This window comes from Streptomyces sp. NPDC037242 (assembly GCF_055604165.1).
In genome coordinates this window covers 22192-34305 of record NZ_JBVJUY010000044.1, presented here as the reverse complement: position 1 = coordinate 34305, position 12114 = coordinate 22192, and the positions used below count along the sequence as shown (strand labels likewise).

The window sequence follows — 12114 nt, the reverse complement described above, 5'->3', positions numbered from 1 at the left end:
TTACTGCTGGGTGTAGAAGACGCCTTCGGCCATCTCCACGGGCGAGGTCTCCACGGCGTCGGCGATGCCGCCGTGGTCGTTCTCGGTGGTGGTCTTGGCGTCGTCGGCGGCCGCGGCCGCGCTGTCCGCCGCGGAGGTGTACTCGCCCGCCGCCGTGCGGGCGCCGAGCATGACGAGGGCGGCATCCGCGAACTCGGCGGTCGTGGCGTCGTCGACGGCCAGCGCCTTCATCGTCTCGGAGGCGTCCTGCATCTGTTCCGCGGTCTCCTCCACGGTCGCGGCGAGGGTGGTGACGGTGTCGCCGTGGACGTGGACCTTGTGGGTGAGCCAGGCGAGCTTGGTGCGCAGAGCCGCGTAGGTCACGGCGTCCTGAAGGGAATCGATGACAGACATGCGGGCCTCTCCTCGTGCGGTAGCTGCGGCTATCGGGCGTTGTAGAACTCGCGCTCGGCGGGCCTGGTCAGCGGGGAGTCCGCAACAGCCCGGAAGATCTGGCCGTGGCGGACCTCGGCGTTCGCGGACGCGGTCCGGCAGGCCTCCTCGCCGCCCTGGAGCTGGCCGTGGAGCTTCTGGGCGGCCGCCGCCTGGAGGGCAAGCTGCTCTTGCAGGAACACGCACTTGGCGATGAGGCCCTCGCCGACCTCCTTCTCCGTGATGTCGGCGATGAGCCCCTCGCAGTCCGCAGCGAGCTGCGCGGACTCGTCCACCAGCTCCAGGCACGTCTCGGAGCTGGACTGGCACAGAGTGGCTGCGCCTTCGGCGAGGTCGATGACCTGGGTGAGGTTGATGACCTCGCCGCCGCTGTAGGTGCGGGACTTCCCGGCGGCGGTGGTGACGTGGATGCCCTTGTCGTCGACGGTCGCGGTGTGCGGAACGGGCGGGTTGGGCTGCATCGCGGGGTCCTTCCTGATGCGGTCGGGGAGCGTGACCCTCGGGGGCGGAGGGACGGTGCCGGGCGGCGGGATCGTCGGACCCGGCGCAGGTGTGCCAGGCGCGGCCGGCGGCGGTGTCGGGGCCGTGGTCGGCTGCTGCGGCGGCGTGGGGGCTGGGGCGGGCTTCGGCGGCGATGCCGAAGTCGTCGGCGGTGTGGTGGGCTGCGGCGGCACGGTGGCCCCCGAGGGGGGCGCGGAGGGTGCCGCAGGAGTGGTGGCGGACGGCGAACCGGAAGGCGTGGTGCCCGGTTTCCTGAGGTAGGCGGAGCGCCACCCGTCACGCACCCCACCGGCCCAGTGGGCGCCCGCGAGTAGCCCGTAATGTGCTTTCGCTGCCGCGTTGTATGAGGCGTTGCGGAAGGTTTCCGGCGCCCTTGTCGGCTCCCATTTGGATTTCGGTTGCGGCGGGGGCTTCTTGATTCCCGCCTTCTCGTATTTGTCGTGCGTGTTGTCGACACCGACGAGGTAGGTGATGGCCAGCAGGATGAGGAGTTCCACGAGCCTCCCTTCGTGACACTGTGCAGTTGTCGGAGGGTTACCGGTTACCGGTTACAGGCCCTGCGGGCGACGGTTCGGGCCTCCTGGGGGCGGTTCGGGGCGGCCCTGGGCCTGTAACCGGTAACCTGTAACCGGTGCGGATGCTTGCTCAGCGTGACGATCCGATGTTGCTGACGGTGTCGTTCGCGGTGTTGAAGACCGCCGCGAGGGTGCTGCGGATTTCCTCGCTGAACGGCGTGTACGGGAGGAAGATCCCGGAGACGATCAGCATCAGGCAGATCGCCATCTGCTTTCCCTTGGTCTTCTTGAAGGTGAAGAACAGCGCCCAGCAGAACAGGGCCAGGGCGAAGAACTGGAGCGTCATTTCACGCACCTTTCTCGAAAGCGAATCCCTTGTCGTTCGCGGGGGTGATGGCACTGGAACCGGAGGGCGCGGAGAGCTTCTTGTAGGCGATGAGGCCGCCGCCGCCGACGAGAGCGACCCACAGCCAGGGGCTGGCGGTGAGGGAGTCGCTGGCCCCGCTCTGCTCCTGCGCCTTGGGCGCCGGAGTGCCGAGGGTCGGGGCAGCGCACGCGGGGATCTTGGAGACGTCGTAGGAGGCGGCCTTGGCCACCGCCGCCGCCCGGATCTTCGAGCACTCCAGGTAGACGGCCATCTCCCGCTCGTAGAGGGTCTTGGCGGCGGCTTCCTCGGTCTGCGCCCGCTGTTTGTCGGCCTCGACTTCGACCAGGGCGTTCGCGGCCTTCTCCTGGGCCCGCGCACGGTCCTGGGCGGCCTGGTCGCCCTGCATGCTGGTGACGGCCACGACCGTTCCGCACACCGCGAGGACGATGATCGTGCCGCACACGGCGAGAGCGGCGGTGTTACGGCGGACCCCGCCGAGCTTGCCGATCGTGGCGGAGAACTTGGCCGACGTGTTGGGCTTCTGCGGGGCCGCGGTGTTCAGGCGGGTGAACTCCTCGTCCCAGTCGATTCCTCCGGACATGGGGGGCCTCTTCACGGTCAGTGGGGGGAGTGGGCGGGGTGACTGGCCGCGAGGTGCCGGCGCCACGCGGCGTAGACGATGTCTCCGTGGTCGAACGCCAGCTCACCCGGGGCGTCCAGCGGCACCCACCGCACCGCCGCAGCGTCATCGCCGGCGGTAGCGGTGGTGCCGTCGGGGACGATGGCCGCGTAGGCGGCGGTGACGTACCGGCCGCGCGGGTCGCGCTCCGGGCCGTCCCACACACCGACCAGCACCAGCGCGCCCGGCGCGACGCGGACACCGGTCTCCTCCAGCAGTTCGCGGGCGGCGGCCTGGCGGGAGGTCTCGCCCGGGTCCACGTGCCCGCCCGGCAGGGCCAGCTTGCCCTGGTGGGGCGGCCAGCCGCGCTCGATCGTCAGCACGTCGTTGCCGCGGATGCACACCACGTCGGCGGTGTACCGGATCGTCTCCGGCATGGTCTCAGTCATGGGGATGTCTCCTCGGAGAAGGTCAGACGGTGCGCTGGCCGTCGGGGTAGGCGCAGGGGGTGCACATGCCGAGCGAGGCCGGGATCACGTACCCGGCGTCACGGCGGCAGTTCGAGCACCACCGGCGGGCCGCGTTCGCCTTCGCCAGGGCCGAGGCCCGGCGGGCGGTCATCGGCCGGACCGGCCGGGCCAGGTCAATCCGGTAGAGGTAGGCCACCAGCGGCCCGCGCCGTCGGCGGGACCGCTCGACCTGAGCGACGACGTCCTGGCCACCCGGCCGCAGGCCGAGGGCCCGGAGTTGACGGCGGGTGGCGAGTCCGTCCGGGGCCAGGCGCCACCGGTAGACGGCCAAGGCGCTCACCGGGGGCTCTCTTCCTGGGCCATGAGGGTGGCCCAGGCGCTCCGGATGCGTGCTTCGCCGCCGGTGAATCCGGACTCACGGAACGCGGCGACCGTCTGCCGGTAGGACAGCGGCGGGTCGGCGGAGTAGCGCAGGAACCTCAGGACGACAACGATCTGCTCGTCCGTGAGCGGTTCACCGATCAGCGGCGTGGACACCCCGGCGATGGCCGCGACCTGGTCGAGCGTCACGGGCGTGACGGCAGGCGTGACGCCCTCCCCCTCAAACCCCGTCAGCAGGTCGTTGACCTGCGTGTCTTCCCCGTCACGCCCACCCATGACGGACCCCTGGGCGGGGCCGAGTTCGGGTGCTGGGGGGAGGGCGGGAGTCACGGCCGCCGTGACGGCGTCACGCTCTGCCGTGACGGGCCCTGGCGGGGGTGTGACGGTGATCGCGAACATGTCGCCGAGGGCGACGTCCGCGCCGGTGGCGATCCGCTCCCGCTGGACATCCAACAACCGCGCCCCGAGCGTGACGTCCGCGGTGCCGACCTTGCGGGCAAGGCGCCACGACGCCCTATCCGAACGCTCACGGATCTTCTTGTCGGGGTGGTTGGCGGCGCGGGCGCGGTGGTAGGCCAGGGCCTGGACCACGGCCGCCGCCCTGGCTTCCGCTTCTGCGTCGCGGCCGTCGACGTGGACCACGATCCGGCGGGCCAGGAACGCCATGCCCTCCGCTGAGACCGACATGCCCAGCGGGGTGATCGCGTAGATGACCGTGCGGGGCCCGTCCGGTGCGGCGACGGCGGACATGACCGACGCAGCGGCCGGTAGCGCCCACAGGCCCGCGCGGACCACGGCCGGGGAGGACTGTCCCAGCATGGTCAGGCCCAAGAGCACCAGGGCCAGGACTGCGGTGGCGCCTTCACCTGCGGCGACCGCGCCGAGCGCGGTACCGGAGTTGTAGGCGCCCTTGATGTTGGAGTACGTACCGTACCCGCCAGCCGCGCCCGTGACGAGCATCGGGGCGAACGCGGCGGTCAGTACGGTCTTCTGGGCCCGGCTCAAGGCCCTGCCTTGGATGCTCACGACACGCCCCCGATGGCGGGCGGGTTGCTCATGCCGATCAGGGCGGCGATCTCCTCGCCGGTGAGCAGGGGCCGTTCGTCCAGTGCACGAGCCACCGTTGCGACCTCGTGCCACAGGTGGGTGACCTTGCGGCGGGCGACCCCGCGCGCCATCCCCCAGGACTTCCCTCCCGGCGGGACGTGGTCCCGGCCGAGCCGGTACCCATAGCCGGCGAGGACGTCGATGGCGTGCTCGCGATCGTGGTCAGCGGCGCAGGACTTGGCCCGCTCCGGCGTCCACAACCCGTAGGTCATGAGGTAGTGGACCTGTGCGACCTGCCCGGCCGCGGCCTGCGCCGCGAACCGCCACGGGTGAATGTCCTCGGGCCGCGCCTGGAACGAGGTCCGCCCGGTCACGGTGGACTGGCCCGGTGCGCTCATCCAGGCGATGACCTCGGCATTCAGCACGTGCATGCCGTAGGCCATGGCCAGGACAGCGTGGCCGGCCTCGTGAAAGGCCATGCCCAGATGAGCCTGCTCATGGGTGAGGCCCGACGCCGACCGTGCGCGGAGGCGGCCCCGGTGGTCAAGCAGTTCTTCCGGGGCAGGTGCGACGGCCCTCATGCCGCGTCCCCCGAGACCTGCACACCGGCAGTGCGGTTGGCCGCATCCCGGCGGGCGGTCAGCACCCGGTTGTGAGCCCGGCGGATCCGCCGACCGTCGAACTCCGACGCCGACCGGTCCAGCAGGACGATCAGCGCATCCAGCAACTCGACCTCGGCCAGGACCACCTCCATCTCGGCCTCGATCGCGTCCAGCTCCGCGTCCGACGGCTCCAGGCCGTCGGACCACGGCGTAACAACGTTCTGAAGTGCAGCGATGGTCTTCATGAGTCGTGTTCTCCCTAGCAGGTGGACGGCTCGAAGCGGCCCCGGTGTTACAGCACCGGGGCCGCACGTCGTCGGGGGTGGAAAGTCAGGCAGGGCTACTTCGGAGTGACCGTGATGCATCCGGTCGCCTCGTATCCCCTGGAGCGCAAGCTCCTCTCGACCGCCTTCTTGGCGGCCTCTGCCGAGGGTGCGCTCAACGTGCCGCGCACGCTTGTGGTCTCGCCAGGGGTGAGGATGTCGGCGACCTCTTTGACGGTGAAGCTGTACTCCTGCATCAAGCTCTCCCTCGGGTCACGGTTCCGGGCTGTCCGGCTCCCCTCAGCCCCGCCCGTACGACACCCGGAAGGGCGCCCGACGGGCGGAGGAGGCAACCGGGCCGCACCGTGTGCGGCAGGTCAGGTGACTCGAAGGGCAACATCGCCGTGCCGGTCCAGCATGGCGGCGGCCAAGGGTCTTAAGCGGTCCACGAGGACTCCTCAACGTGGGGATGGATGGGGGTGGGGCTGCTCACCCGGCGCCGTCGCTCCAGAGGCGGTCCCTGTCTCTGGAGGTCGCGCGGCCAAATGTCGGCCGGGTGGTTCTTTAGAGCCGATGGCGTGTCCCCCCGATGGGGGTGTGGGGCCCGGGTGTGACGCGGGCCCGTTCTCGATCGGCTGGTCTCCACTCGCCTCGGCCGGTGCGGTCACGGCCGTAGTGATGCGGTGGATCACTCTGTGGAGTTCTCAAACAACGACGGCTCTCCGACGAGCGCGGTAACCCCGAAGGGCTCCCGTAAGAACGGGACACGCCGGACGCCAAGAGGTATTGCGTGCACACCGGAGTTGGGCCCTTGCGAGCCATCTGGTGCGCACCAGAAGCATGGCATCTGGTGCGCACCAGATGCAAGCGCCTGGTTCGATCGGGCCTGCCGGTGTTCTTCCGGTGTGACTTCAGGAAACGGCCCAGACGGGGGGTCTCGGTAGCCAACAGGGGTTAACCTCAAGGGTGTTAACCCGCTCCCACCTGCGGCGATTCGGTTAAGCCCTGGCAGGTGGCACGGCCATCGGAGGCGATGCACGTGGGCAAGGGATTACGAGGTGTTCGTACCGCGCGGGGATGGTCGCAGGAGCGACTGATCTTCGAGATTGAGCGCTACGCGCGGCAGCACATGCTGAACGTCGCATCGAGCGCGAGCTTGAAGACCTACGTGTCGGAGTGGGAGAACGGCCGGCGGGCCATCACGGAGCGGTACGCCGTGATCCTCCGGCCGCTGCTCGGGGTGACGGACGCAGAGCTGGGCGGGGAGCCTGCACGCCCAGTCCCCCAGCAAGTCGAAGGCTACGAGGATCTGTTGAGCCGGATCGACTCGGCGCGGAGCGTCAGCGATTCCATGGTGAGCACCTTCATGGACCAGACAGAGCTACTTCGAACCATGGACCGGCAGATGGGTGCATCGGGCCTGGTGGACCAGATGAACGGCCACCTGACGACGATGGAGGACGCGCTCACCTTCGCGGTTCTGCCCGGAACTCGTCGTCCCATTGCAATGGCGCTGGCCGGAGCGGCGACCTTGGCGGCATGGCAAGCGCTGGACGCGGGTTCTGTGGAGCGCGCCTGGAGGCACTACGAGCTGGCGAAACGAGCTGCGCAGGACGCTGACGCGCCGCAGTACTTGGCTCACGCAATGGGGGAGCAGGCGTACGTGCTGGGCGATGCCGGGCGCCCGGAGATGGCGGTTGAGCTCATCCGGGACGCGCAGCGCACCCACTCGGAGCGGCAGTCACCGCGCCTTCGGGCTTGGCTGAGCGCGGTGGAAGCGGAGCTGTGCGCCGCCGCCGGCCTGAACGAGGATGCCAGGCAGGCGCTCGACCGGGCGGCGGCGACACTGCCGGAAGGTGCCCATGCCCGCGACTCCGACATGTTGAGCATCTTCCTGAACGGGGACCACCTGGCGCGCTGGCGGGGGAATGTGCTGGCACTCCTGGGCGACAGCTCGGCCATGGGCGACCTCTACGCGTCGCTCCAGACGACGGACCCCACGTTCGTCCGCGCCAAGGCAGGCCTCCATAGCGACCTGACGCAGGCACACCTTGCCCGCGGGGAGTTCGACGAGGCCCGCTCGAACCTTCAGCAGGCGCGCCTGCTGGCGAACCGCACGGGGTCCGTGCGGCATCGCCGGCGTGTGGAACTGCTTACGGGGCGGCTGTAGCCCGCGACGAGAGGAGGTGAAGGAGGGCGACCAGGGTTCCTGACCCCATGAGTTTCCCTTCGGCCATGAGTCCGGGGATATCCGCCAGGGGCACCCAGGCGATTTGCCCGGCCTCCTCGATGTCTGTGGGTTCGCCCACCTTCACCGCACCGCGCGCCACGAAAATCTCGTGGGGCGAGTCGACCATTCCGATCATGGGCTGGTACGTCACGACGTGCTCGACGTTCGTCGGGCGCCAGCCGGTCTCTTCCTCGGTCTCGCGCGCCGCCGTGGTCGCCGCGTTCTCGCCTTCGTCCACGATCCCGCCGGGAAGTTCCCAGCCCCACTGCTGCGGGACGAAGCGATAGCGCCACAACATCAGGACGCGCTGCTGGTCGTCGATCACGGCCGTGATCGCCACATGGTGGAGGCGCACCACGTGGTGTTCGAACCGCTCAACCCCGGGCGGCTCGACGTCGACGAGGTCGAGGTTCACCCACCGGTTCTCGTAGACCGTCCTGCTGCCGTGGACCGTCCAGGGCTCCTGCTCCGCCGGCGTGGCGACGGTCTCGACCTCTACGACCCGGTAGGAGCTGCGGTCGTACGCCTTGATGAGCCGCTCGCTCGCCAGGCGCGCGAGTACCTGTCGGAGGGCGGTACGGCCGATCTCCAGCTCGGCGCTCATGGTCCGCTCGGAGGGAAGCTTCTCGCCGGGCCCGTACTTGCCCGACTCGATCCACGACCGGATCGTCTGGTAGACCCTCGTCGACTTCGGTCCCATCCTCAGAGCACTCTCCCCGTTCGTTGGCTGGTACGAGCCAGCGTAGTCGGGGACCATCACAGGCGACTCGGGCATACCGATCTCTCTTCCGATCTGGTGTGGGCGCCGAAGCCCAGGGCGCACCCCGCAAGTGGGCTCTAGGCTCGTTGACGCTTTTGAACCACCCCCGTGGCGAACCACTGAACGAGCAAGACCGCAAGGCTCACGGCAGCCTCGGCCGCTTCCTGGGTGATCGGTGCGCTTGAACTACCGCCCTCGTGTCGGTCGCGTTGTCCATGCCAAAGTGTGCTGACCATCTCGACAACTGTGCTGATGTCGGAGGCGTTGCCGACCTTGTCCGAGATGGCCAGCATGTATTTCGCCCGGCCCTGGTCAAGGTGGGCACGTACCTTTCCTAGGGATGCCCCAGGGTCTGCAGGAACGAAGAGTGGGATGGCCACTGCCTCCACTGCGGCGACGGCGTGACGGTACGCGGCCCCCGGGTCCGGGTGGAGGCCGTAGGCCGCAAACCATGCCTTGCTCAGGCGGTCCCGGGCTGCCTCCGCCCGCGTCAAGGCCATCTCGTAGGCGGAAACGGCCGTGTGGTCCACCCGCCGAATGAGGCCGGTGCGGTCCCGGCGTACACACCACGCGGACCCGGCGTCGGCCAGTAGCTCATCCAATGATTGCCATCGAGCTTGTGCACGTGGTTCCAGGTGGAGGGCGGCATCCACGGTGGCGAGCGCATATTCGGGACGCCGAGTGTGAACCAGCACCGTAGTCCGCCACTCCGCCCGTTGTTGGGCGTCGAGCCGCGGTGTCAGGCCCAGACGCAGAGCGACTCGCTGCCAGGGCACAACCTCATGTGTCCCAACGCGGCCACCCAGTGTCGTTCGAGTACCCAAAGACTTGATCGACGTGAGCCAGTCCACGAGGGCGTGGCTCAGGACAAGATCCGGGTGTTCCGCAAGCGGTGTCGGGGCTGCGCCGAGCTCTCGCACACTCAGCGGTTGCCACTCCCGTGTCGGGGCGACCTCTGGGCCGTCTGCAGGTATCTGAGCTGGCACGCCCGGTACGTCTGAATCCATGAGCACACGGTACGGAGGCGCGGGCCCATACGGTCTGAATTTCTGAAGTAGTCAGAGCAGATAGGGCGCGGCGCTCATGAGTAAGTGGAGGTACGTAGAACCGCGTCCCAGCCGTGCCCTTGGGCCATGTGTGGGCCAGGAGAGCTTGCGGCGCACTACACAGCGTGTCCATGTGCAGGTCAGGACCGCATAGGCACTGCTCTGCGGAGCGGTCTTGAAAGCCGTCGCGGTTCGCGTTGGTGAGAGTTTCCCTGCTACATCAAGGCTCGCTTCGCTCGCGGGTAGGTCCGCTCGTCCAGCACGGAAGAGCAACACACACTCTGACGACACGGGTCGTCATCATTCCCGGCCTCCTGAACTGCAAGAGCAGTCTGAAGCTGCGCTCAGAGGTGCCGCGCAAGCGCGGCGGCGCCGGTCGGGCGCCGGCCGCGCTGCCCCTCCTTGTCTCCGCCACCGGGGCCGCACGTCCGTCACCCGCCCGCGCCCACAAAGGGGGCGAAAAACCAGGCCGGGGTGGGGAAAAGGGCGGCACCAAGGCTCCATCCCCCCACCGACCCAACCCGCGAGCAACGAACGCAACCTGATCTGTCGGCTACCCGCCAAGACTCATGCCTCCGGCGGGGGCGCTCCGACTCCGGGATGCACGGGGCCCGTCTTGCGACTGTCGGCCGGTTCGTGGTTCGGGGTGGGGCTGTCATCCCGTCTGCCGTCGTCCCAGGGCAAGCCGTAGCAGACCAGCCGCCAGGGGCCCAGGTCGTTCGTCCAGCAGGGCGCTCCACCTGGGCCCCTGACGACTGCCCTGCTACCACTACGTGTTGGGACGACGGCAGACGGGATGACAGCAGGGCGAGCTGTGGCGTCAAGGGCTGCCAGGCTTTGCGGGCCCAGCGTAAGGACTCTTGATCGCGCTCGGTCCAGACTTGGGCAAGGATGACGGCCAATTTGCCGAGGATCGCTACCAGGCCGATAGTGCGATCTTTCTAGCCAAGTTCATTGTAAAGTTTGCTGCAGCCTCACCGCGCCTACCTACTTCTCCGGGGTTAGTAGTCCGCAGTCGGGTCGCAACAGCAGCTTGGCTTGCGTGCATCGCTACCCCCCTTAGCGAGACAAGCTCGCGGAGATCCGTGGAACCTATAGATGCCACATCGGCGATTTCCTCTATCCCCGCTCCCTCTTTTAGCTTCTTGAAGCGTTCTGCGTCGACAGCCACTCCTAGAGGGTGAAGCAATTTCTCCACGTACCGTTCCCCTGCCCCATTATTGCTAGTCAGAACACGCTCATAGTGCCCTTGCGCGTGATCCTCCCACAAGGCCACAGCGAGCCCGGAATTCCTTTCTAGGTCCTTTCGCTTCGGTATCAGTTTAAGGTCAGGGACAAGTGAACCGAGATGTCGCTTGTAGTGCATCAGTGCGTTCACTAGGACCCTGTGCGTTTGATAGCTCCTTGTTACCTGGACCGAGTTTTCAAGGGTTTTCACGACTATGAACTCAAGGGCCGATTCGGCCTCTGCGTGGAGCAGTCCGACGTAGGCGCTGGCGAAATCGAGACTGGCTGGGTCCCAGCGCGTTGCCCCGATGATGGGGTCGATGAATCTATCTCGGAGGTAGCGCTCCCTTACGAGCAATGCCTCGCCACGTCGCGTCAAAGTGCGAGCCTTCACCGGGCGGAGCTCCTAGTACTGAGGGCCGGCGTGGAGAGCAAGCAGCTCTGACCTCGATGACAGATCGTCGATCCCAATCAATGAACCCAAGGTGTGACCCCAGCGGCTGATCCTGCCGAGGACAGCGTCTCGATTCTTGGTCGTGGCCTCAGTCCAGCGATCGAACTCTCGATCCACTTCGAAAAGGTTTATAAACGCGTCGCGCACGGCTTCACTCTGCCGACGGGCACCTTCCCGGGCATCCTGAAAACGGAAGATCGCCACCATTACGTCGTAAACTGCCCTATTGAATCGACCTGTTGGCTGACCGTCATCGAAACGCTGGAAAGCCGAGTCGCCAAAGATTTCATAAGTGACCTTGATGGCCTCTTCGATCTCGTTAACGATCTTGTCTAGATCCACCTCTAGCGACGGAGTCCAGTTCGAGTTTAGGGAACGGGTGGTGGAGTCAAGGAATTTCTTCAAATTCCCTTTATAGCGAGGCAGGAACGCACAGATGGCGATGCTGCGCAGAAGGAGTTCAGCATCTCGGAGGCGATAGTCCGGTTCGTCAATTCCGAGAATTAGCCGGATTCCTTGAGATTGCGCTGACTGCACATCCAAGTATCGAGTAAAGCTGCCAGCCATGAGCGAACGGCGCAGTTCGTGAGTAGAGAGAGGGGTGACTTGACTGTTCAGTCGATGGAAAACGAACTGTAGAACCTCATCCTTCTGCCAGTTGCGCATGACAACAGTGCGGATTGGAAGGTTCTCAAACCGCTCAAATTCCCGAACGTCTGACACGTCGGCAAAGTAGAGGCCGTTAAGCTCCGGCAGTGTCTGCAGTCCCGTAAGCTTCAGTTTTCCGTCGACGGCGAATCTCTTCAGGGTGCTGAGTCGCTGCTTTCCGTCAATCACGATGTACTGAAAGTTACTCTTTTGGTTGCGCGGGATCTCTGCAAGCGTGATCGGCGGGACGGGGCAACCGAGCAGTAGGGACTCGATGTACAACGATGCCTTCTTGTCATCCCACGCAGACCGGCGCTGAAAAGGTGGCTCGACGTCGAACACACCTCGCCCCAGTTGTTCTTTCAGAGCGCCGGTGGTCCAGTCCGTCGTCCAAACGACGGTGTCGGGCAGGAACTGCCTCGTAGCCTCCCGGAGTTCATCGTCTATAGGCTCTTCTTCCCACTTAAGATCGGACATGTAAATCCCTTCGGATCGGATGAGTTAGGACGCAACTCGGGTCAAGCCCTGCAGTGCTGGCCGGTAACTACGGCC

The 12114-nt window shown here is 66.8% G+C and carries 15 protein-coding genes; 1 reads left to right on the top strand and 14 read right to left on the bottom strand.

From position 1 onward, the window contains the following. The 10 genes from ACZ7GJ_RS35035 to ACZ7GJ_RS34990 all read right to left on the bottom strand — a co-directional run bounded on the left by ACZ7GJ_RS35035 (position 1) and on the right by ACZ7GJ_RS34990 (position 5454). Positions 1-393 (bottom strand): hypothetical protein, encoded by a 393-nt coding sequence (locus tag ACZ7GJ_RS35035; protein ID WP_470757581.1) that lies wholly within the window; start codon positions 391-393, stop codon positions 1-3. A 29-nt stretch (positions 394-422) separates the two neighbouring features. Further along, entirely contained in the window at positions 423-893 is a 471-nt protein-coding gene (locus tag ACZ7GJ_RS35030) for a hypothetical protein (protein ID WP_470757579.1), read from the bottom strand. A 685-nt stretch (positions 894-1578) separates the two neighbouring features. Further along, positions 1579-1794 carry a hypothetical protein gene (locus ACZ7GJ_RS35025; protein ID WP_470757577.1) on the bottom strand — a complete coding sequence of 72 codons (216 nt, stop codon included), beginning with the start codon at positions 1792-1794 and terminating at the stop codon, positions 1579-1581. 1 nt (position 1795) lies between these two features. Beyond that, positions 1796-2416, bottom strand: a complete 621-nt coding sequence (locus tag ACZ7GJ_RS35020; protein ID WP_470757575.1) for a hypothetical protein — start codon at positions 2414-2416, stop codon at positions 1796-1798. Positions 2417-2433: 17 nt separating this feature from the next. Continuing rightward, positions 2434-2883, bottom strand: coding sequence for an NUDIX domain-containing protein (locus ACZ7GJ_RS35015; protein ID WP_470757573.1), 450 nt, complete (start codon positions 2881-2883; stop codon positions 2434-2436). A 22-nt stretch (positions 2884-2905) separates the two neighbouring features. Further along, the gene (locus ACZ7GJ_RS35010; RefSeq protein WP_470757571.1) at positions 2906-3244 is read right to left on the bottom strand and encodes an RRQRL motif-containing zinc-binding protein; all 339 of its coding nucleotides are present in this window, start codon (positions 3242-3244) and stop codon (positions 2906-2908) included. Further along, positions 3241-4245 carry a hypothetical protein gene (locus ACZ7GJ_RS35005; protein WP_470757623.1) on the bottom strand — a complete coding sequence of 335 codons (1005 nt, stop codon included), beginning with the start codon at positions 4243-4245 and terminating at the stop codon, positions 3241-3243. The genes ACZ7GJ_RS35010 and ACZ7GJ_RS35005 overlap by 4 nt, the downstream gene beginning before the upstream one ends. 62 nt (positions 4246-4307) lie before the next feature. Beyond that, positions 4308-4811: a hypothetical protein gene (locus tag ACZ7GJ_RS35000; RefSeq protein WP_470757569.1), complete on the bottom strand. Its 504-nt coding sequence runs from the start codon at positions 4809-4811 to the stop codon at positions 4308-4310. Between the two features lie 98 nt (positions 4812-4909). Continuing rightward, entirely contained in the window at positions 4910-5179 is a 270-nt protein-coding gene (locus ACZ7GJ_RS34995; protein ID WP_470757567.1) for a DUF6284 family protein, read from the bottom strand. A 95-nt stretch (positions 5180-5274) separates the two neighbouring features. Continuing rightward, on the bottom strand, positions 5275-5454 hold the full coding sequence (locus ACZ7GJ_RS34990; protein WP_470757565.1) for a hypothetical protein: 180 nt from the start codon (positions 5452-5454) through the stop codon (positions 5275-5277). Between the two features lie 782 nt (positions 5455-6236). Between ACZ7GJ_RS34990 and ACZ7GJ_RS34985 the strand changes: the two genes are divergently transcribed. Next, a complete protein-coding gene (locus ACZ7GJ_RS34985; protein ID WP_470757563.1) occupies positions 6237-7367 on the top strand; it encodes an XRE family transcriptional regulator in 1131 nt (376 codons plus the stop codon). On the opposite strand, the gene ACZ7GJ_RS34980 is transcribed toward ACZ7GJ_RS34985, so the two are convergent. The 4 genes from ACZ7GJ_RS34980 to ACZ7GJ_RS34965 all read right to left on the bottom strand — a co-directional run bounded on the left by ACZ7GJ_RS34980 (position 7351) and on the right by ACZ7GJ_RS34965 (position 12039). Further along, a complete protein-coding gene (locus ACZ7GJ_RS34980; protein WP_470757561.1) occupies positions 7351-8127 on the bottom strand; it encodes an NUDIX domain-containing protein in 777 nt (258 codons plus the stop codon). The two genes, ACZ7GJ_RS34985 and ACZ7GJ_RS34980, sit on opposite strands and share 17 nt — an antisense overlap. A gap of 137 nt (positions 8128-8264) precedes the next feature. Continuing rightward, positions 8265-9038, bottom strand: coding sequence for a hypothetical protein (locus ACZ7GJ_RS34975; protein WP_470757559.1), 774 nt, complete (start codon positions 9036-9038; stop codon positions 8265-8267). A 1111-nt stretch (positions 9039-10149) separates the two neighbouring features. Next, positions 10150-10854 carry a hypothetical protein gene (locus tag ACZ7GJ_RS34970; RefSeq protein ID WP_470757557.1) on the bottom strand — a complete coding sequence of 235 codons (705 nt, stop codon included), beginning with the start codon at positions 10852-10854 and terminating at the stop codon, positions 10150-10152. A gap of 12 nt (positions 10855-10866) precedes the next feature. Beyond that, positions 10867-12039, bottom strand: coding sequence for a GmrSD restriction endonuclease domain-containing protein (locus tag ACZ7GJ_RS34965; RefSeq protein WP_470757555.1), 1173 nt, complete (start codon positions 12037-12039; stop codon positions 10867-10869). Positions 12040-12114 lie beyond the last annotated feature (75 nt).